The 19,729-nt window shown below is 38.6% G+C and carries 18 protein-coding genes; 13 read left to right on the top strand and 5 right to left on the bottom strand.

The genetic code is table 11. The features are described 5' to 3' along the window. Nucleotides 1-79: 79 nt before the first annotated feature. A complete protein-coding gene (locus AB2B47_RS04600) occupies nt 80-1,033 on the top strand; it encodes a class I SAM-dependent methyltransferase (RefSeq protein WP_006151658.1) in 954 nt (317 codons plus the stop codon). 50 nt (nt 1,034-1,083) lie between these two features. Further along, a complete protein-coding gene (locus AB2B47_RS04595) occupies nt 1,084-2,274 on the top strand; it encodes an acetate kinase (protein ID WP_006151798.1) in 1,191 nt (396 codons plus the stop codon). A gap of 58 nt (nt 2,275-2,332) precedes the next feature. Here AB2B47_RS04595 and birA read toward each other — a convergent pair whose 3' ends face one another. Then, the gene (gene birA, locus AB2B47_RS04590; protein WP_006151414.1) at nt 2,333-3,268 is read right to left on the bottom strand and encodes a bifunctional biotin--[acetyl-CoA-carboxylase] ligase/biotin operon repressor BirA; all 936 of its coding nucleotides are present in this window, start codon (nt 3,266-3,268) and stop codon (nt 2,333-2,335) included. Between the two features lie 212 nt (nt 3,269-3,480). On the opposite strand from birA, the gene AB2B47_RS04585 reads away from it, so the two are divergent. Beyond that, entirely contained in the window at nt 3,481-4,671 is a 1,191-nt protein-coding gene (locus AB2B47_RS04585) for an O-antigen ligase family protein (protein ID WP_004252136.1), read from the top strand. Nucleotides 4,672-4,713: 42 nt separating this feature from the next. Here AB2B47_RS04585 and AB2B47_RS04580 read toward each other — a convergent pair whose 3' ends face one another. Next, on the bottom strand, nt 4,714-5,262 hold the full coding sequence (locus AB2B47_RS04580; protein ID WP_320693730.1) for an NADPH-dependent FMN reductase: 549 nt from the start codon (nt 5,260-5,262) through the stop codon (nt 4,714-4,716). A 268-nt stretch (nt 5,263-5,530) separates the two neighbouring features. On the opposite strand from AB2B47_RS04580, the gene AB2B47_RS04575 reads away from it, so the two are divergent. The 7 genes from AB2B47_RS04575 to AB2B47_RS04545 all read left to right on the top strand — a co-directional run bounded on the left by AB2B47_RS04575 (nt 5,531) and on the right by AB2B47_RS04545 (nt 12,928). Further along, entirely contained in the window at nt 5,531-6,019 is a 489-nt protein-coding gene (locus tag AB2B47_RS04575) for a cell wall elongation regulator TseB-like domain-containing protein (RefSeq protein WP_320693729.1), read from the top strand. Beyond that, nucleotides 6,016-7,194 carry a pyridoxal phosphate-dependent aminotransferase gene (locus AB2B47_RS04570; RefSeq protein WP_320693728.1) on the top strand — a complete coding sequence of 393 codons (1,179 nt, stop codon included), beginning with the start codon at nt 6,016-6,018 and terminating at the stop codon, nt 7,192-7,194. Before AB2B47_RS04575 ends, AB2B47_RS04570 begins: the two co-directional genes overlap by 4 nt. Before the next feature lie 150 nt (nt 7,195-7,344). After that, nucleotides 7,345-8,688 carry an asparagine--tRNA ligase gene (asnS, locus tag AB2B47_RS04565; RefSeq protein ID WP_006152324.1) on the top strand — a complete coding sequence of 448 codons (1,344 nt, stop codon included), beginning with the start codon at nt 7,345-7,347 and terminating at the stop codon, nt 8,686-8,688. 269 nt (nt 8,689-8,957) lie between these two features. Further along, complete coding sequence (locus AB2B47_RS04560; RefSeq protein ID WP_320693727.1) at nt 8,958-10,157, top strand: MFS transporter; 1,200 nt, start codon at nt 8,958-8,960, stop codon at nt 10,155-10,157. Between the two features lie 67 nt (nt 10,158-10,224). Continuing rightward, entirely contained in the window at nt 10,225-10,992 is a 768-nt protein-coding gene (locus AB2B47_RS04555; protein WP_004252154.1) for an epoxyqueuosine reductase QueH, read from the top strand. Between the two features lie 292 nt (nt 10,993-11,284). After that, nucleotides 11,285-12,058: a class I SAM-dependent methyltransferase gene (locus AB2B47_RS04550; RefSeq protein ID WP_006151643.1), complete on the top strand. Its 774-nt coding sequence runs from the start codon at nt 11,285-11,287 to the stop codon at nt 12,056-12,058. Nucleotides 12,059-12,070: 12 nt separating this feature from the next. After that, nucleotides 12,071-12,928: an Rgg/GadR/MutR family transcriptional regulator gene (locus AB2B47_RS04545; RefSeq protein ID WP_006152178.1), complete on the top strand. Its 858-nt coding sequence runs from the start codon at nt 12,071-12,073 to the stop codon at nt 12,926-12,928. Nucleotides 12,929-13,273: 345 nt separating this feature from the next. On the opposite strand, the gene ntdP is transcribed toward AB2B47_RS04545, so the two are convergent. The 3 genes from ntdP to AB2B47_RS04530 form a co-directional block, all read right to left on the bottom strand. Then, nucleotides 13,274-13,807 (bottom strand): nucleoside tri-diphosphate phosphatase, encoded by a 534-nt coding sequence (gene ntdP / locus AB2B47_RS04540; protein ID WP_004252157.1) that lies wholly within the window; start codon nt 13,805-13,807, stop codon nt 13,274-13,276. A gap of 88 nt (nt 13,808-13,895) precedes the next feature. After that, nucleotides 13,896-14,672 (bottom strand): recombination regulator RecX, encoded by a 777-nt coding sequence (gene recX, locus AB2B47_RS04535; RefSeq protein WP_006152297.1) that lies wholly within the window; start codon nt 14,670-14,672, stop codon nt 13,896-13,898. Nucleotides 14,673-14,682: 10 nt separating this feature from the next. After that, nucleotides 14,683-15,459 (bottom strand): aminoglycoside 3'-phosphotransferase, encoded by a 777-nt coding sequence (locus tag AB2B47_RS04530; RefSeq protein ID WP_320693726.1) that lies wholly within the window; start codon nt 15,457-15,459, stop codon nt 14,683-14,685. A 55-nt stretch (nt 15,460-15,514) separates the two neighbouring features. Here AB2B47_RS04530 and rlmD point away from each other — a divergent pair, with 55 nt between their 5' ends. The 3 genes from rlmD to AB2B47_RS04515 all read left to right on the top strand — a co-directional run bounded on the left by rlmD (nt 15,515) and on the right by AB2B47_RS04515 (nt 19,725). Then, complete coding sequence (rlmD, locus tag AB2B47_RS04525; RefSeq protein ID WP_006151703.1) at nt 15,515-16,882, top strand: 23S rRNA (uracil(1939)-C(5))-methyltransferase RlmD; 1,368 nt, start codon at nt 15,515-15,517, stop codon at nt 16,880-16,882. Nucleotides 16,883-16,999: 117 nt separating this feature from the next. Next, the gene (tpiA, locus tag AB2B47_RS04520) at nt 17,000-17,758 is read left to right on the top strand and encodes a triose-phosphate isomerase (protein WP_006151862.1); all 759 of its coding nucleotides are present in this window, start codon (nt 17,000-17,002) and stop codon (nt 17,756-17,758) included. Between the two features lie 230 nt (nt 17,759-17,988). Beyond that, complete coding sequence (locus AB2B47_RS04515) at nt 17,989-19,725, top strand: ABC transporter ATP-binding protein (protein ID WP_006151955.1); 1,737 nt, start codon at nt 17,989-17,991, stop codon at nt 19,723-19,725. Nucleotides 19,726-19,729: the final 4 nt, after the last annotated feature.

Genomic DNA, 19,729 nt, shown 5'->3' with positions numbered 1-19,729 from the left:
GTCATCTCAGAGGTTTTTAATTTGTTTTCAGTATTATGAAAATCTGGAAAATCAGCTCTGAATTTGGTAAGATAAGATTATGGATTTTGAAAAAATTGAACAAGCATATACCTATTTACTAGAAAATGTCCAAATCATTCAAAACGATTTGGCGACAAGCTTTTATGATGCCTTAATTGAACAAAATGGGATTTATCTAGATGGTCAAACCAATCTAGAGCAAGTCAAAAACAATAACCAGGCTCTAAAACGATTGGCACTTCGAAAAGAGGAGTGGTTACGGACCTATCAATTTTTGTTAATGAAGGCAGCTCAAACAGAACCTCTTCAAGCCAATCACCAGTTCACACCGGATGTGGTTGGTCACTTGATGATTTTTATCATTGAACAACTTTTCCCTGCTGAAAATGTGAGCTTATTGGAATTGGGTTCTGGGATGGGAATTCTGGGAGCTAGTTTCTTAACGTCCATGAACAAAAAGGTAGATTACCTGGGAATAGAACTTGATGATCTCTTGATTGACTTGGCGGCAAGCATGGCGGAAGTAATGGATCTTCAAATGGGCTTTGTCCAAGGAGATGCAGTACGTCCACAAGTATTAAAAGAAAGTGACATCATTGTGAGCGACCTGCCTGTCGGTTACTATCCAGATGATCAGACAGCCTCACGTTATCAAGTAGCGGCTACGAATGAACATACTTATGCTCATCATTTGTTAATGGAACAATCACTCAAGTATCTCAGAACAGGAGGCTATGCGATTTTTCTAGCTCCAACAGATCTTCTGACAAGTCCTCAGAGTGAACTTTTGAAATCATGGCTCACTGACCAGGCTCAACTAGTGGCAATTATTGCCTTACCAGAGGATCTCTTCGCCCAAGGAGCTCAGTCTAAGAGCATTTTTGTCCTACAAAAGAAGACGGGAGAAGGAGTTGAACCATTTGTTTACCCACTTACCAGTCTTCGTGACCCTGAAATTTTGATGGAATTTAAGGAAAATTTTCAAAATTGGTGTCAAGGGCATGAAATCTAGTGTAAATTTTGATATAATAGTTGAAAACGCTTAAAAAGGGGAATAAATTTATGACAAAAACCATTGCAATTAACGCTGGAAGCTCTAGCTTGAAATGGCAACTTTACCAAATGCCAGAAGAAAAGGTGCTTGCAAAAGGTTTGATTGAGCGAATTGGATTGAAGGATTCGGTGTCAACAGTTAAGTTTGATGGTCGTTCTGAAGAACAAGTTCTTGATATTGAAAACCATACCTTGGCTGTTAAGATTTTACTTGATGACTTGATTCGTTTTAATATTATTAAAACTTATGATGAAATTACTGGTGTCGGACACCGTGTTGTTGCAGGTGGAGAGTACTTCAAAGAGTCTACAGTTGTTGAAGGTGATGTCTTAGAAAAAATTGAAGAACTAGGACTTCTTGCTCCATTGCACAACCCTGCCAATGCAGCTGGGATTCGTGCCTTCAAAGAATTGTTGCCAGATATTACAAGTGTAGCAGTCTTTGATACATCATTCCATACAACAATGCCAGAAAAAGCATACCGTTATCCATTACCAACTAAGTACTATACAGAAAACAAGGTTCGTAAATATGGAGCACACGGTACAAGTCACCAGTACGTTGCTCAAGAAGCAGCAAAACTTTTGGGACGTCCACTAGAAGAGTTGAAATTGATCACTTGCCATATCGGTAATGGTGCTTCTATCACAGCTGTTAAGGGAGGTCAATCAATCGATACATCAATGGGATTCACTCCACTTGCTGGTGTTATGATGGGAACAAGAACTGGAGATATCGATCCTGCTATCATTCCTTACTTGATGGAACATACAGAAGACTTCAAGACTCCAGACGATATTAGTCGTATTCTAAACCGTGAATCTGGTCTTCAGGCCGTTTCAGGCTTGTCAAGTGACATGCGTGATGTTCAGAATGGTGTGAACGAAGGCAATCACGATGCTATTCTTGCTTTTGAAATGTATGTTGACCGTATCCAAAAATACATTGGACAATACTTGGCAGTTCTAAACGGGGCAGATGCTATTATCTTTACTGCTGGTGTTGGTGAAAATGCAACTCTTGTGCGTGAGAAAGTTATTTCAGGTATCTCTTGGTTTGGTTGTGATCTAGACCCAGAGAAAAATGTCTTTGGAGTAACTGGAGACATTTCTACAGATGCTGCGACACTTCGTGTACTTGTCATCCCAACTGATGAAGAACTTGTGATTGCGCGTGATGTGGAGCGTTTGAAAAAATAAATGATAAGAAAATCGACCTTCTCGAAAGAGAGGTCGATTTTTATTTTACAAAAATAATTCACCATTTAGTGAGCGAAACTTCGCCACTATTGAGCCAAATTTTCTCACCAGTAGCTAATTGGATCTGTAGTTGACCCTGGTCAGAGATATCACAAGCTTTTCCTGAGATGATTTCTTGATCTTTCTTAAAGGAAATTTCTTTGCCTAAAACAATTGATTGTTTTTTATAGAGGTAAAGCAGCTCATCGGTCTCAGTTTCGTAGAAACATTTCCAGATTTCTGCAATCAGCTCGTTGCGAGTGATTGGGCTATTTTGAGAGAAGAGACTTCCAGCTTTCCCTTGTAGGTTTTTTGGAAAATCAGCGATAGAAAAGTTGATACCAACACCAATAATAACATCTGTGACAAGGCCGGTTTCGACAGAAGTGATGGCTTCGGTTAGAATACCGGCTATTTTTTTATGATTTAGGTATAAATCATTTACCCATTTGATATCTAAATCAATCAGACAAAGGTTTTTAACAGCCTTATAAATTGCGGCTGCAGTCAGGAGTGTATAAGCTGGTAGATCTAGATAAGAGAGATTGGGCTTGAGGTGGAGAGACATGTAAATCCCACCTTGTTCTGGAGAATAGTAGGGGCGTTGAAATCGACCACGTCCCATAGTTTGGCCTGTTGATAGGTAGAGTGTGTCTCCTTTGGCACCAGCTTCCATGGCCTCCTTAGCATCACTCTGGGTTGATTTGGTGATAGGTTTAAATTGAACTGAGATTGGGCTGTTGGCTTCTATTTCTTGAGGTAAGATTAGGTCACCGTGAAGAAGTTTGTAGCCACGGTTTTTGATGCTGTCAATTTCTAAACCTTCCTGCTGGAGGCGTTGGATAGCTTTCCAAACAGAGGTGCGAGAGAGGTTTAATATTTCAGCGATTTTCTCTCCGCTTAAATAATCTGTTTCATGAGCTAAGATTTTGTAAACTTCTTGGTAGGATTTCATACTAGGTCCTTTCTGGAACAACTAGATTTATTGTACCATATTTTTAAAAAAAGGATGCGCGCTTTGAGAGATATCTTAGCTCGCTATAAAATTTTACCTAGTTTTAGTCAGGATGACATGGACAAAGTGGTTTTCAAATCATTTGAAAAATGGTAAAATGTTTTAATAGTTTATTTATCTGAGCTTTATAGCGCAGAGAGAAAGGAACTGTTGTGAAATCAATAGGTATCATTGAAAAATTGAAAGGCTTATCCAAGCAAGAGCTAGTCTTACTAGCTGTTATTCTAAGTATTTTCTTGCCTTTTTATATTTTCGTTATTATTTTTATCGCCTACTTAATAGGTCTAATATTTACAGGAGAGATGAAGGGGATATTAAAACGATTGTCCCACCATTCTATCTTACTTTTATTTATCGGCTATAGTGGTGTTATCTCTCTTTTAGCTCAAAATGTGATGGGGATGGTTTCCACTTTAGGAATGTTCCTCTTTGCAATTTTCTTTTATTATTACCAAGCCCATTTAACCCCTAAGTTTTTCAGATTAGTATTGCAATCGGTTATGTCGCTTAGTGTGCTAGCATCAGTTTTTGCAGCTTTAGAGCACTTTCAGATTGTAAAGAAATTTGATTATACTTTCTTATCACCTAAGATGCAGGTCTGGCATCAGAACCGTGCAGAGGTAGCCTTCTTTAATCCTAATTATTATGGGATTATCTGTTGCTTCTGTATTATGATTGGATTTTACCTAATAAGTACGACTAGATTGAGATGGTTGAGAATTTTCTCTCTCATTGCAATCTTTGCGAATTTGTTTGGCTTGAATTTCACCCAAAATAGAACAGCTTTTCCAGCCATTATCTTTGGTGCGATTATTTATCTTTTCACAACCATTAAAAACTGGCGTGCATTCTGGCTTAGTATCGGAGTCTTTGGTGTTGGTCTAGCCTTCCTCTTCTCGAGTGATTTGGGAGTTCGAATGGGGACGCTCGATTCATCTATGGAAGAACGAGTGTCGATCTGGAATGCAGGTATGACCTTATTCAAACAAAATCCCTTCTGGGGCGAGGGGCCCCTAACCTATATGCACTCTTATCCTCGTATTTTTGCTCCTTATCACGAACATGCTCATAGTATATACATTGATACGATATTGAGTTACGGTGTGGTAGGAACGGTATTGTTAGGAATAGCTTCTTCTGGTCCAATTCGAATGTTGATTGATATGAGTCAGGAGCCGAGCAAGCGTCCAATTGTTGGTCTTTATCTTTCATTCTTAACAGTAGTTGCTGTGCATGGAATTTTTGATTTGGCCCTCTTTTGGATTCAATCCTCCTTCATTTTCCTTTTAGTAATGTGTAGTTTACCATTAAAACATAGTATGATTGGAGAATTTGTTGAATAAACTAAAAGATAGTAGAAATGAGATTTTCTACTATCTTTTTTATTATTGAATAGCTTGAAGTAAGTCTTCAGCTTGTTTTTCTAGAGAAGCAGCAACGCTATCTTCAAGGACTAATTGACCATCTGCCCAGGCAGAATCATTAACACGAGCTGCGGTAAAATCACCAACAACCTGTGTACGGATAAATGGCAAGAGGTCTTTGTAAATCGCAAAGAGTTGATCGTGTCCAGCGTTAGCTACAGATGATACAGTAATAATCTTATCTTGAAGAGCAGATGCTCCACGAGTGTCAGACAAGTCAATTGCGCGTGAAAGCCAGTCAAGTAAGTTTTTCACAGTCCCTGGAATTGAGAAATTGTAGACTGGAGAGAAGATCCAGATAGCATCAGCAACTTGAACAGCTTCGCGAGCCGCTGCAACAGCTGGAAGTGTAGGAACTTCAAGGTCTTGGCTAAAGAGAGGAATGGCTGAGTAGTCAAGGTAACTTACCTCAGCTTTGCCAGCAAGTGCCTTTTCAGCTTCTAGTGCCATTTGGTGATTGAATGAACCTTCACGAAGTGAACCAACGATAAACAATACTTTTTTAGACATAGGGAGTCTCCTTTTAATTTTAATCTTTTAATCAGAACCACTCTGTTGTTATAATATATGTTACAACACGATAAAATCATTTGCAAGGGATATGCTCAGAAAATAAAATCAATAGAATCTAAGTTTTTAATTAAAAATGAAGACCGTAGAAAAGTCTATAAAAACACGGCTTGAAGTTATGTAATGATATCCTAAAAACGTATTGAAAATCCAGATTCCTCCCCTAACTTCACTTGTAATTCACTAGGATAGATGGTAAAATAGACGAGTGAAAAAGAGACAGAAAAAAGAAAAAAATTCCCTATTATTTCAGTACATTATTGGTATAACTTTGTTAACTCTAGTCATCACTTCTGCCTTTCTTTATTTGGTATGGCTCAGCATGAAGCCTTATCGAACTGCAAAGGTAGAAGGTGAGAGACTCGCTAAGCAGTATGCAAATCTAGAAACGGTTAGCCAGATTGATATCTTCAATGGTTTAGAAAGCTATTATAGTGTTCTTGGCCAAGATAAGAACCAGAAACCAGTTGCTGTTTTAATAGAGAAAAGTAGCAACAATATTTACGTATATCAACTAGAAAATGGTACTTCTCAAGAAAAAGCAGAAGCAGTTGTCAGAGAAAAAGGAGCAACTGAGATTGACAAGATTACTTTTGGACGGTACGCTGAAAAGCCTGTCTGGGAAATCAAGTCTAGAGGAGACTATTATCTAGTAGATTTTGAATCTGGTAGCCTAATCGAAAAGGAGAAGCTATGAAACTATCCAAGCGTGTATTAGAAATGGAAGAAAGTGTCACTCTGGCTAGTGATGCAAGAGCAAAGAAGTTAAAGGCTGAAGGAAAAGATGTTCTTTTCTTAACTTTAGGTCAGCCCGATTTTCATACTCCAGAAAATATTCAAGATGCTGCTGTTGCAGCTATTCGAGATGGACGAGCTTCTTTTTATACAGTAGCTTCAGGTTTGCCTGAGTTAAAAGCAGCAGTCAATACCTATTTTGAACGTTATTATGGCTATTCTGTGGCAGCAAATGAAGTCACTTTTGCTACAGGTGCCAAGTTCTCCCTTTATACTTTCTTTATGGTTGTGGTCAATCCAGGCGATGAGGTCATTATTCCAACACCATATTGGGTCAGCTATGGGGATCAGGTTAAAATGGCTGGTGGTGTTCCAGTCTTTGTTCAAGCCAAGGAAGACAATCACTTTAAAGTAACTGTAGAGCAATTAGAAGCAGCTCGCACAGATAAGACCAAAGTCTTGGTACTAAACTCACCCTCTAATCCGACTGGGATGATTTATTCTCGTGAGGAACTCTTGGCCATCGGAAATTGGGCAGTTGAACATGATATTCTCATCCTGGCCGATGATATTTATGGTCGTTTGGTCTATAACGGGAATGAGTTCATCCCAATCTCTAGTCTATCAGAAGCTATTCGCAAGCAAACCATTGTCATTAACGGGGTTTCAAAAGCCTATGCTATGACAGGTTGGCGGGTAGGTTATGCAGTTGGTGATCCAGAAATCATTGCTGCCATGAGCAAATTGACTGGTCAAACAACTTCAAATCTGACAGCAGTGTCTCAATATGCAACGATTGAAGCGCTAACTGGACCTCAAGATTCTGTAGAAATTATGCGTCAAGCTTTTGAGGAACGTCTCAATACCATCTATCCACTCTTGTGTGAAGTTCCAGGTTTTGAGGTTGTCAAACCACAAGGAGCTTTCTATCTCTTCCCGAATGTTAAAAAAGCCATGGAAATGAAAGGTTATACCGACGTAACAGCATTTACAACGGCTATCCTTGAGGAAGTTGGTCTGGCCTTGATTACAGGAGCTGGATTTGGAGCACCAGAAAATGTTCGTCTCAGCTATGCAACAGACCTAGATACACTTAAGGAAGCTATTCGTCGTTTGCACCAATTTATGGAAAAATAATAAGTTAAACCTCCGTCCTTTTGGCGGAGGTTTTTGTTGCCTAAAACTTATGAATTTCTGTCAAACTAGCTAGCTATCAGCCATTATTTGTGGTACAATAATGAGTAATAATGTCTTTGGACAAGTTAAACGAAAAAAGGAAGATAAAACATGACAAAACGTGTAACAATTATCGAAGTAAAAGACTACGTTGGTCAAGAAGTCACTATTGGTGCTTGGGTTGCTAACAAGTCAGGAAAAGGAAAAATTGCCTTCTTGCAATTGCGTGACGGAACTGCCTTCTTCCAAGGCGTGGCTTTCAAACCAAACTTTATCGAGAAATTTGGTGAAGAAGTAGGTCTTGAAAAATTTGATACGATCAAACGCCTAAGCCAAGAAACTTCTGTTTTCGTGACAGGGATTGTTAAAGAAGACGAGCGTTCTAAATTTGGTTACGAATTAGATATTACAGACATCGAAGTTATTGGTGAATCTCAAGATTACCCAATCACTCCAAAAGAACATGGAACAGACTTCTTGATGGACAACCGTCACTTGTGGCTTCGTTCACGCAAACAAGTAGCTGTCATGCAAATCCGTAATGCTATCATCTATGCAACTTATGAGTTCTTTGATAAGAACGGCTTCATGAAATTTGATAGCCCAATCCTTTCAGGAAATGCTGCAGAAGATTCTACAGAACTTTTCGAAACAGACTACTTTGGAACACCAGCTTACTTAAGCCAATCAGGACAGCTTTATCTTGAAGCAGGTGCTATGGCTCTAGGTCGCGTCTTTGACTTTGGTCCAGTGTTCCGTGCAGAGAAATCAAAAACTCGCCGTCACTTGACTGAGTTCTGGATGATGGATGCTGAGTATTCATACTTGACGCACGACGAGTCACTTGACTTGCAAGAAGCTTATGTTAAAGCGCTGCTTCAAGGTGTTCTAGATCGTGCTCCTCAAGCCTTGGAAACCTTGGAGCGTGATAAAGAGCTCTTGAAACGCTACATTGCTGAGCCATTCAAACGCATTACTTACGATGAAGCCATTGATCTTTTGCAAGAGCATGAGAACGACGAAGATGCTGACTACGAACATCTTGAGCACGGAGATGACTTCGGTTCACCACACGAAACTTGGATTTCAAACCACTTTGGTGTACCAACCTTTGTGATCAACTATCCATCAAACATCAAAGCTTTCTACATGAAACCAGTTCCTGGTAACCCAGATCGCGTGCTTTGTGCAGACTTGCTTGCTCCAGAAGGTTACGGAGAAATTATTGGTGGCTCCATGCGTGAGGAAGACTACGATGCCCTTGTCGCTAAGATGGAATCACTTGGTATGGATCTTACAGAGTACGAATTCTACCTTGACCTTCGTAAATATGGTACAGTACCACACGGTGGATTTGGTATTGGTATCGAGCGTATGGTAACCTTCGCAGCAGGTACAAAACACATCCGTGAAGCTATTCCATTCCCACGTATGTTGCACCGTATCAAACCTTAATAGCCATAAAAACGCCGTCTGGCGTTTTTATACTCTTCGAAAATCTCTTCAAACTACGTCAGCTTCACCTTGCCGTATATATGTTACTGACTTCGTCAGTTCTATCCACAACCTCAAAACAGTGTTTTGAGCAGCCTGCGGCTAGCTTCCTAGTTTGCTCTTTGATTTTCATTGAGTATTACTTTAAATGAAAGAGGTAGAGAAAATGTAGGCAAATCTCAGTAAGTCTTTTAGAAACAATCATATTACTTATTGAAAGAGAGAAAACAATGTTTAAAAGAACTTACAAACGCAATATTCCACTCCTAGCAGGTCTGGAATTTACATCTTATTTTGGAATTACCAGTTTTTGGATTCTATTTTTCATTCAGAATGGTCTTTCCTTGCTTCAAATCGGTCTCTTAGAAAGTATCTTTCATGGGACAAGTCTCTTGTGTGAGATCCCTTCTGGTATGTTGGCTGATCGATTTAGCTACAAGACCAATCTCTATTTGGCTCGTTTGGCCAGTATTGTATCCTCTATCTTGATTTTGTTTGGTCAGGGGAATTTTTGGATTTATGCTCTTGCCATGATGGTCAGTGCTTGGTCCTATAATTTTGACTCGGGAACCAGCCCCGCTTTCTTATATGATTCTGCGGTAGAAGCGGGTCAAAAGGACCGATATCTTCAGATTTCTAGCTTTTTGTCTGGTGTGGCAGAAGTCACCCGAACCTTAGGTACAGTTGTGGCAGGCTTCTTTATTCACGGAGCATTGGCTTGGACCTATCTAATTGCTATTGGATTATCTTTTCTTTCTATAATCTTGATTTATTTTATGAAAGAACCAATGGCTAAGAGAGGAAGAAATGAAGTCTTAACCTTTAAAACGATTGTCCTGCAAGTTCGAAAGGAATGGCAGGAAAAACCAGTACTCTTTTACTGGATGCTGACTTATCAGCTAGTCGGGACACTCATGTGCATGTTTTACTTTTACTATCAGCAGAAAATAAGTGACATAGTAGGATGGCAGGTATCGCTGGTCATGCTGATTAGTAGTGGCTTAAATCTTATAGCAGTTTATGTAGCTAGTCAAATTGGTAAAAAATGGAATAGCAATCTAGTTTTTCCGACTCTTGTTGCACTAACGGGCTTGTCCCTACTATTGGTGTTTTCTGGAACACCCTTTGCTTTTCTTCTTGTATATCTTTTAACCAATACACTTTATGCAGTTTATCAGCCTATCTATTTCAATGACTTACAAGGTTATTTACCTTCCAGTGTAAGAGCAACTATGCTTAGTATCAATTCCATGCTCTTTAGTCTTTCCATGATTGTCATTTTCCCATTGATAGGTTGGTTGATTGATCGTTGGGGTCTTGTTGCTGTCTTTTTAGTTCTAGGCCTTATCTTACTTTTAATTTATCCTATATTAATAATCAGCCTAAAAAGGATGGGTAAGCTATTAAATCAGGACTTGAAAACTGAATAAAGCACGAAACCCTATTTGCTCAAAGTAGCATCCTGTGGTACAATAACAAGAAGAAAAGGAGAAGAGCATGATTGATGTTGAAGAAATTCTAAGCAAGATGAATCCCAATCAAAAGATCAACTATGACCGTGTCATGCAAAAGATGGTCCAAGTTTGGGAAAAAAATGAAGAAAGACCAACTATTCTCATGCACGTCTGTTGTGCTCCATGCAGTACCTACACTTTAGAGTACTTGACTAAGTATGCCGATGTGACCATTTATTTTGCTAATTCCAATATCCATCCCAAGGCAGAATATCATAAGCGTGCTTATGTGACCCAAAAGTTTGTCAGTGATTTTAATGAGCGAACTGGCAATAATGTCCAATATCTAGAAGCACCGTACGAACCCAATGAATACCGTAAACTGGTTCGAGGTTTGGAAGAAGAACCTGAAGGTGGCGATCGTTGCAAGGTTTGTTTTGACTATCGTTTGGATAAGACAGCGCAGGTGGCTATGGACTTAGGATTTGACTACTTTGGCTCAGCCCTAACCATCAGTCCTCACAAAAATTCACAAACCATCAATAGTATTGGGATTGATGTGCAGAAAATATATACTACTCATTATCTTCCGAGTGATTTCAAGAAGAATCAAGGCTACAAACGTTCTGTAGAGATGTGTGAAGAGTACGATATCTATCGTCAATGTTACTGTGGTTGTGTCTATGCAGCTCAAGCCCAGAATATCGACTTGGTGCAGGTCAAGAAGGATGCAACAGCCTTTATGGTAGATAAGGATATCGAGAAAGATTATTCTCATATCAAATTTACCGTTACGAAATTAGATATTTAAAGGGAAACCTGCCTTAAGGCAGGTTTTTTGCTAAAATTTACTGGGATAGAAATAGATGGATCAATCTTTAAATTTTTAGTCCGTGTCTTGCGAGAATTCAATAAATCAGTTGAGACTTAAGATTTGTGGATAAAAATGAAGTTTAGGTTAAAAGTGTTTTTTGGAGTCTAGAAGACCAAAAAATAGTTTAATACTGTGGTAAAATTATTCCTTTTTGCATTTATACAACTTATTTTACACTACCTTTATTCTTGTGATATAATGTCAAATTATAGAGTGGAGGTCATTCAGAATGGTTGATAAGGTAATTGAACAATATAAAAATCATGATAATCTTGATATTCGAGTAGAATTGCATAAGAAGTATTCAAAAAATAAACTGGGATTTAATAATTGGATATTTTCTAACTACCAAATCGCTGATGAAGTAAAGGTTCTAGAATTAGGATGTGGTACAGGAGAACTGTGGAAAAGTAATAGTGATTCTATAGATAAAATGAAGCAGTTGGTTGTTACAGATTTTTCTAAAGATATGGTAAAAACAACGAAATCAGTGATTGGAAATAGAGACAATGTCAACTATGAAATAATGGATATTCAAAAGATTTCTTTTGAGAATGAAACCTTTGATATTGTTATTGCTAATATGCTTCTACATCATGTGAATGATATTCCTAAAGCTCTCTCTGAGGTGAATAGAGTCTTAAAAACGGGAGGCATTTTTTACTGTGCTACATTTGGTGAAAATGGGGTTGTAGATTATTTGGCAAGTTTATTTAAAGATGAAGTTGATCAAGATTTAGAAAATAAAACGTTTACTTTACAAAATGGTAAAAGGTACCTGAGTAGGTATTTTAACTCTGTCGATACATTACTCTATGATGATGAGTTACAGGTAACTAGAATAGATGACCTAGTTAAATACATCCAATCGTTTAAAGGAATTTCCGAAATAGGTTCACTAGAAGAGGAAATAATACGTAAAAGATTGGAAAGTGAGTTTAATAATGGTATGTTGATCATTCCTAAAGAATATGGTATGTTTATCGCTCGAAAAGAAAGTTAAGGGAACGAAAGTGTGAAAAATTACGGAGAAGCTTTTCGATATTTTAGAAAATTAAACGGATATTCTTTAGAGTATGCTGCAGCTGATTCTATATCAAAATCTCAACTTTCTAGATTTGAAAGGGGAGAAAATGAAATTTCTCTTTCAACGTTTTTTGAATTATTATCAAATATCAATGTTTCGATAGAGAATTTTTGTAATTATCTAGAAGATTATAAAAGATCAGAGCTTGATAATTTTTTGGTTAATTTATCTCCAAATTTTTATAGTTTGAATACTAAAGGATTGGAGGAGATAAAAAATGAGCAACAAAAACTTTTTGAGAAGAGTGGGGAAAAAATTTATAGAATAAATACAATTATGGTTCAGGGATTATTAAATCAGATAGATTGTAATTATGTAGTTAGTAGAGACGATCTAAATTTAGTATATGACTATTTATTTCAGAAGGAACGATGGGAATCCTATGAGATAACGCTGATTGGCAATTTATATCATCTTTTTGAAATAGATTATATTTACAGGCTTGGAAAAGAAATACTAGAGCGTACACATTATTATGAAAAAATCGGCAAGAATAGAAATTTAGTTGTGTCAGCTTGTTTAAATTTTTGGTTCTGTTGCCTTGAAAATTCACACCTATCATATGCAGACTACTTTGAAATGAAATTAAGAAAATTATTAAAAGATGACACGAAAGTCTTTGAAAAATCTACCTTCAAGTTTGTAGAAGGATATAAAATATACCTGACAGAATCTAAAGAATCCGGAATTAAGCAAATGCAAAATGTCATTAAATATTTTGAGTTTATTGACTCTAAAAATATTGCTTTATATTTTCAAAGACGATTAAATGAGTTAGTAGATTAAATAACATTTTCTTTGTTAAGTGATTTTTTCCAAAGATTGTTCTAAAGGATTGATGCTATGTAGAAAGAAAATACTAAATATTTTGATACGAAGGTGATTTGTATTTTTTTATACCGATTATCTTCGTATTTTTTGTATTAAACGATAGAAGATTGTTCTTAACTTACAAGGAACAAAGAGATTAAAAAATATCAGTATATCTATTTGTTTTGTATATCACGTGAATTTTGCATAAATCTCTTTCTAGTAATGTATTGCAACTCTACTATAGAGGTTTTGTTTACACAACATATTTTACACAACCAAAAAACAAGGTCAGGATTTTGTTCCTGACCTTTGACAACTTTACCGATTCTTTAGTTCTACGTAGCGTTTGTACCAAATGTTGACATAGGCTTCTGAGAAGGGGCCTCGTTCATTGTTGATCCAATCAACAAGAATCTTAACATGCTCTTTCAAAATATAGTCTAAATCATCAGGATAATTCATCTTACGCTTATGACGTTCATATTCTTCAACGTCCAAGAGGCGTTTTTCGCCATCTGTAAAAACTTTAACATCTAAATCATAGTCGATGTATTTTAAAGCTTCTTCGTCTAGATAGTATGGGCTAGCCATGTTGCAGTAGTAGGAAATCCCATTATCACGAATCATGGCAATGATATTAAACCAATATTTTTTGTGAAAGTAAACAATAGCCGGTTCTCGAGTCACCCAACGACGACCGTCACTTTCGGTAACAAGTGTGTGGTCGTTGACGCCGATAATAGCGTTCTCTGTTGTTTTTAGTACCATGGTGTCTCGCCAAGTACGGTGGAGACTCCCATCATGCTTATAACTTTGAATTGTAATAAAGTCGCCTTCTTTTGGAAGTTTCATAACTAACCAACTTTCTACAATTTATAAGTTTATCGTTTACTATTGTATCACATTTTTGTTTAAAGTTCTTAGTTTTTTCATGAAAAAATTAAAGATATTCTCTAAGGGCGCTGGCTATATCCGAAAAATCATAACCTTTTCTAGCTAAAACTTGGGTCAAACGTTGTTTCAGTTCGTAACCTTCATACTTTCGTGAATATTTCCGACACTGCTTGTCTAACTCTTTAAAAATAAGTTCCTGAACAGTTTCCTCTTCTACCTGGCTATCCAGCTGATCAAAGGCTGCTTTGGCCTCCGAGTAGGAAAAACCTTTGTTGGTAAGATTTTGGATTATCTTGTTTTGTAAGGCACGGGCAGGGAGTTTACCATCATATTTTTTCAGTAGTTTTTCGGCTGTACGCTCTGCGACTTCCGTCAGATCAAATTCTTGTAAGACGTCTTGGATAACAGCCTTAGCAACTCCTTTTTGAGAAATCTTTTGTATGAGCATGAAGCTTCCCTTGTCACCAGATAGCTGATTGGAATTGATGATCGCATAGGCATACTGACGGTCATTGATCCAGTTGTCTTCCTTGAGAGCTTGGATGACTTGGGGTATGATTTTCTCATCAATCTCATGTTTAACAAGATAATCTCGGACTTCTTTTTCAGTACGGGCCTTGAAGGATAAGTGGTAGAGGGCCAGATTTTTTCCGTAGGAAAATTGTGCAAAGGTCTGAATTTCTGCAAACTCTTGAGGACTAATTTCCTTATCCTTGGTCAACATAAAGCGAACAATGGTATCCTCTGTAATATAGCAGGTTTGGTCGCTATCAAGTTCTAGCAGATAGAGACGTTTTTTCTTTTCTAGTTTTGTGATTTTCATGGTTTTCCTTTTATCCAAACGCTTCAAAGGCAGCAACGAGTCGAAGTTTATTTACATCGACCTGTTCTCTCCCATAATAGTCAAGAAATAGTTCAGCGTATTTAGGGTCATGTAGGTTATAGTTGAGGGACCAAACTGCCCAAAAGAGATCGATGTGTCGGTCACTGAAATCAGCTAAGCCAAGGTCAATAAAGCAAGAGAAGTGGTCAACATCCTTTAGAATAAAATTCGGTAGACAGGCATCCCCGTGAATAAAGGCATCTGTCTTTAAAAGGTACCCTTGTTCTTGGATGAGTTGGAAGGCCTCTTCGCGGTTGCTAATCCGGAATTGGGGTAGGAGAGCCTTAGCATAGAACTCCCCTTTTTTATAGTTTTTAAAGGCTCTTTCTTTATAGGCTTGTAAATGATTATCTGATGGAAATTTTTGCGGATAAAAGCTGTGAAGCTTTTTAAGAGCCTCTGCCATGGTACGGCAGATTGTCTCTGGCTGGTCTAAAAAAGCGAGAGTATTATGACCAATAGCCTCTTTAGTCAGGAGGTAGTCTTTATCTGTAGATAGATAGTGGATGACTGGAGTTCCTATTCCCTCTTGTTCAAACCAACTCGCAATGCTAGCTTCTCGCTCTAATCTTCCCTTTTGATCTATTTTCAAATAGTAACCTGAATCAAGATAGAGAACCCTTGCGCCTGAATGAGAAGAGCTGTCAGAAAGAGTTGCTCCCTCTATATAAGTTCGTAATTGCTCAGGAAAATCCAATGGGGAAAAATGAGATATCTTTGTATTCATGGTTTTATTGTAACATATTCTTAAACATTGAGAAACTACGTGGTATAATAGACTTATGAGTCTTAAAGTCAAACAAAAAATTCCATTAAAAATCAAGCGCATGGGGATTAACGGGGAAGGAATTGGTTTTTTCCAGAAAACCCTCGTTTTTGTTCCTGGAGCCCTCAAGGGAGAAGATATCTATTGTCAGGTGACTTCTGTCAAGCGTAACTACGTTGAGGCCAAACTGCTTGAGGTCAATAAAAAATCTAAGTTTCGAGTGGTACCAGACTGTACTATTTATAATGAGTGTGGTGGCTGTCAAATCATGCATCTGCATTATGACAAGCAGCTGGAATTCAAGACAGATCTTCTCCATCAAGCACTGAAAAAATTTGCACCTGCAGGCTATGAAAACTTTGAGATTAGACCAACCATTGGTATGCAGGAACCCAAGTATTATCGGGCTAAACTGCAATTCCAAACTCGAAAATTTAAAGGCCAAGTTAAGGCGGGATTATATGCTCAAAATTCCCATTATTTGGTCGAGTTAAAAGACTGCCTAGTCCAAGACAAGGAAACGCAAGCTATTGCCAATCGAATGGCAGAGCTCTTGACCTACCATCAAATTCCGATTACGGATGAACGGAAAATCCTTGGGGTTCGGACCATCATGGTTCGTCGAGCACGGAAAACTGGGCAAGTTCAGATTATCATTGTGACCAATCGTCAATTAAATTTGACTCAATTTGTGAAAGATTTAGTCAAGGATTATCCTGAAGTAGTGACTGTCGCAGTCAATACCAATACTGCTAAAACTAGTGAGATTTATGGGGACAAGACTGAGATTATTTGGGGACAGGATAGTATTCGTGAGGGTGTATTAGACTATGAGTTTTCTCTTTCACCTCGAGCTTTTTACCAGCTCAATCCTGAACAGACTGAAGTCCTCTACAGTGAAGCCGTTAAGGCCTTGGATGTAAATGAGAATGACCATCTGATTGATGCCTATTGTGGTGTTGGAACCATTGGTTTTGCCTTTGCCAAAAAAGTTAAAAGTCTGAGAGGGATGGATATTATTCCAGAAGCTATTGAGGATGCCAAAGAAAATGCCAAGCGCATGGGTTATACCAATACTCACTATGAGGCTGGAACTGCAGAAGAAATCATCCCTCGTTGGTACAAGGAAGGCTATCGTGCCGATGCTTTGATTGTAGACCCGCCTCGTACCGGTTTAGATGACAAACTCTTAGATACCATCGTTAAATACGCTCCTGAAAAGATGGTCTACATTTCCTGCAATGTATCTACCCTGGCGCGTGATTTAGTCCGCTTGGTTGAAGTCTATGACCTGCATTATATCCAGTCGGTTGATATGTTTCCGCACACTGCGCGGACGGAAGCAGTGGTCAAATTAACTAGGAGAAAGCCAGACTCTAAATAGAATTGACGACTGGAAAGTATTTGAAAAGAAGACTTCTAGTTACAGAGTAAGATTTGCAAGCTCCCTCTATTTATGATAAAATAAGTAGAAAATAAAATGAAAAAAGAGGTATGTGAAATGTCACGTAAACCATTTATCGCTGGTAACTGGAAAATGAACAAAAACCCAGAAGAAGCAAAAGCGTTCGTTGAAGCTGTAGCATCAAAACTTCCTTCATCAGACCTTGTTGAAGCTGGGGTTGCAGTTCCTGCACTTGACTTGACAACTGTTCTTGTTGCTGCTAAAGGTTCAAACCTTAAAGTTGCTGCTCAAAACTGCTACTTTGAAAACGCTGGTGCTTTCACTGGTGAAACTAGTCCACAAGTTTTGAAAGAAATCGGTACTGACTATGTTGTGATCGGTCACTCAGAGCGTCGTGACTACTTCCACGAAACAGATGAAGACATCAACAAAAAAGCAAAAGCAATCTTTGCTAACGGTATGCTTCCAATTATCTGTTGTGGTGAGTCTCTTGAAACTTACGAAGCAGGAAAAGCTGCTGAATTCGTAGGTGCTCAAGTTTCAGCTGCTCTTGCAGGATTGACTGCAGAACAAGTAGCTTCATCAGTTATCGCTTATGAGCCAATCTGGGCTATCGGTACTGGTAAATCAGCTTCACAAGACGATGCACAAAAAATGTGTAAAGTTGTTCGTGACGTTGTAGCAGCTGACTTTGGTCAAGAAGTAGCTGATAAAGTACGTGTTCAATACGGTGGTTCAGTTAAACCTGAAAACGTTGCAGAATACATGGCTTGTCCAGACGTTGACGGAGCTCTTGTAGGTGGTGCATCACTTGATCCAGAAAGCTTCTTGGCATTGCTTGACTTTGTAAAATAAGCTTCAAATATCTGAGACAGACAGTTCCCTCCCTCGAGGTTAAGACTGCCTGTCTTCTTTTTAGTAAAAAGGCGTGCGTAAGCACGCTCTTTTCTGCATTTTATACTCAATGAAAATCAAAGAGCAAACTAGGAAGCTAGCCGCAGGCTGTACTTGAGTACGGCAAGGTGAGGCTGACGTGGTTTGAATTTGATTTTCGAAGAGTATTAGAAGAAAAAGAAAGGAGAATCATGCTGTATATTTGGTCTTATCTCAAACGTTATCCCAAGTGGTTAGTGTTAGACTTCTTTGGAGCTATTTTCTTTGTGATTGTCAATCTTGGGCTACCGACTGTTCTTGCTCGCATGATTGACCAGGGAATCAACCAAGGTGACCAGGATAAACTCTATTTTTGGGCTGTCGTAATGTTGATTATTATCGTCTTGGGGACATTTGGGCGGGTTGTTCTATCCTATGCTGCTAGTAAACTGACCACCAATATGGTTAAGGACATGCGAAATGATGTTTATGCTAAATTACAAGAGTATTCTCATCACGAATATGAACAAATTGGTGTTTCTTCACTAGTTACTCGTATTACCAGTGATGCCTTTGTCCTTATGCAGTTTGCAGAGCAGACGCTTAAGTTGGGTGTTATCACTCCCATGATGATGCTGTCGAGTATTCTCATGATTTTCTTAACTAGTCCCTCACTAGCCTGGATTGTCGCTTTTTCCGTTCCTTTCCTAGCTGTAGTAGTCCTTTATGTAGCGGTCAAAACGCGCCCCTTATCTGAAAAACAACAGAAAACACTGGACAAGATAAACCAATATGTCCGTGAAAATTTGATGGGCTTGCGAGTGATTCGTGCCTTTGCTCGTGAAGACTTCCAAGAAAACCGTTTCGAAGAGAAAAATGCGATCTATGCGGATAATTCAAATCGTTTGTTCAAATTGACTGGTTTGACAGAGCCACTTTTTGTGCAAATCATTATTGCTATGATTGTAGCTATCGTTTGGTTTGCTCTAGATCCTCTCAAGCAAGGAAGTTTGCAGATTGGGGATTTGGTAGCCTTCATCGAGTATAGTTTTCATGCCCTCTTGTCCTTCCTTTTCTTGTCAAACCTCTTTACCATGTACCCTAGAACGGCCGTATCCAGTGAACGTTTGAAGGAAATCATGGAAATGCCGATTTCCATTGATCCAAATGAAGACGGAATTCAAGAAACAGAAACACATGGTTACTTAGAATTTGATAATGTGACCTTTGCTTATCCTGGGGAAACAGAAAGCCCTGTTTTGCATAACATTTCCTTTACTGCTAAACCGGGAGAAACCATTGCTTTTATCGGTTCGACTGGGTCAGGTAAGTCTACTCTGGTTCAGTTAATTCCTCGTTTTTATGATGTTACACTGGGGAAAATTAAGGTCGATGGTGTTGATGTCCGGGATTACCGTCTCAAATCACTCCGCCAGAAAATTGGTTTTATTCCACAAAAAGCCTTGCTCTTTACAGGGACTATCGCAGATAATCTCCGTTACGGAAAAGAGGACGCCAGTCATGAGGACTTGCACCAAGCAGCTGATGTAGCCCAAGCCAAGGACTTTATCGAGAGTCGAGAAGAAGGTTTTGCAACTCATCTAGCTGAAGGGGGAAGCAATCTATCAGGTGGTCAAAAGCAACGCTTGTCGATTGCCCGCGCAGTCATCAAGGGTCCAGATATCTATATCTTTGATGATTCCTTCTCAGCCTTGGACTACCGTACTGATGCTATCTTGCGCCGTCGTCTCAAGGAAGTGACTCAAGATGCTACGGTATTGATTGTTGCGCAACGTGTTGGAACCATTATGGATGCGGACCAGATTATCGTCCTTGATAAGGGCGAAATCGTTGGTCGTGGCCGTCATGAAGAATTGATGGAGACTAATGACATCTATCGAGAAATTGCTGAGTCGCAGTTGAAAAATGCGTCTCTGACAGAAGAATAGGAGG

Origin of the sequence: Streptococcus wuxiensis (assembly GCF_040888245.1) — a bacterium.
GTDB lineage: Bacteria > Bacillota > Bacilli > Lactobacillales > Streptococcaceae > Streptococcus > Streptococcus wuxiensis.
Note: the sequence above shows the minus strand (reverse complement) of the source record. Positions and strands in the feature narration are given on the sequence as shown.

Excerpts from the sequence above, each read along its gene's own strand:
- AB2B47_RS04600 (WP_006151658.1), top strand. The coding sequence starts at position 80 with ATGGATTTTGAAAAAATTGAACAAGCATATACCTATTTACTAGAAAAT.
- AB2B47_RS04595 (WP_006151798.1), top strand. The coding sequence starts at position 1,084 with ATGACAAAAACCATTGCAATTAACGCTGGAAGCTCTAGCTTGAAATGG.
- birA (WP_006151414.1), bottom strand. The coding sequence starts at position 3,268 with ATGAAATCCTACCAAGAAGTTTACAAAATCTTAGCTCATGAAACAGAT.
- AB2B47_RS04580 (WP_320693730.1), bottom strand. The coding sequence starts at position 5,262 with ATGTCTAAAAAAGTATTGTTTATCGTTGGTTCACTTCGTGAAGGTTCA.
- AB2B47_RS04570 (WP_320693728.1), top strand. The coding sequence starts at position 6,016 with ATGAAACTATCCAAGCGTGTATTAGAAATGGAAGAAAGTGTCACTCTG.
- asnS (WP_006152324.1), top strand. The coding sequence starts at position 7,345 with ATGACAAAACGTGTAACAATTATCGAAGTAAAAGACTACGTTGGTCAA.
- AB2B47_RS04560 (WP_320693727.1), top strand. The coding sequence starts at position 8,958 with ATGTTTAAAAGAACTTACAAACGCAATATTCCACTCCTAGCAGGTCTG.
- AB2B47_RS04555 (WP_004252154.1), top strand. The coding sequence starts at position 10,225 with ATGATTGATGTTGAAGAAATTCTAAGCAAGATGAATCCCAATCAAAAG.
- AB2B47_RS04550 (WP_006151643.1), top strand. The coding sequence starts at position 11,285 with ATGGTTGATAAGGTAATTGAACAATATAAAAATCATGATAATCTTGAT.
- ntdP (WP_004252157.1), bottom strand. The coding sequence starts at position 13,807 with ATGAAACTTCCAAAAGAAGGCGACTTTATTACAATTCAAAGTTATAAG.
- recX (WP_006152297.1), bottom strand. The coding sequence starts at position 14,672 with ATGAAAATCACAAAACTAGAAAAGAAAAAACGTCTCTATCTGCTAGAA.
- AB2B47_RS04530 (WP_320693726.1), bottom strand. The coding sequence starts at position 15,459 with ATGAATACAAAGATATCTCATTTTTCCCCATTGGATTTTCCTGAGCAA.
- rlmD (WP_006151703.1), top strand. The coding sequence starts at position 15,515 with ATGAGTCTTAAAGTCAAACAAAAAATTCCATTAAAAATCAAGCGCATG.
- tpiA (WP_006151862.1), top strand. The coding sequence starts at position 17,000 with ATGTCACGTAAACCATTTATCGCTGGTAACTGGAAAATGAACAAAAAC.
- AB2B47_RS04515 (WP_006151955.1), top strand. The coding sequence starts at position 17,989 with ATGCTGTATATTTGGTCTTATCTCAAACGTTATCCCAAGTGGTTAGTG.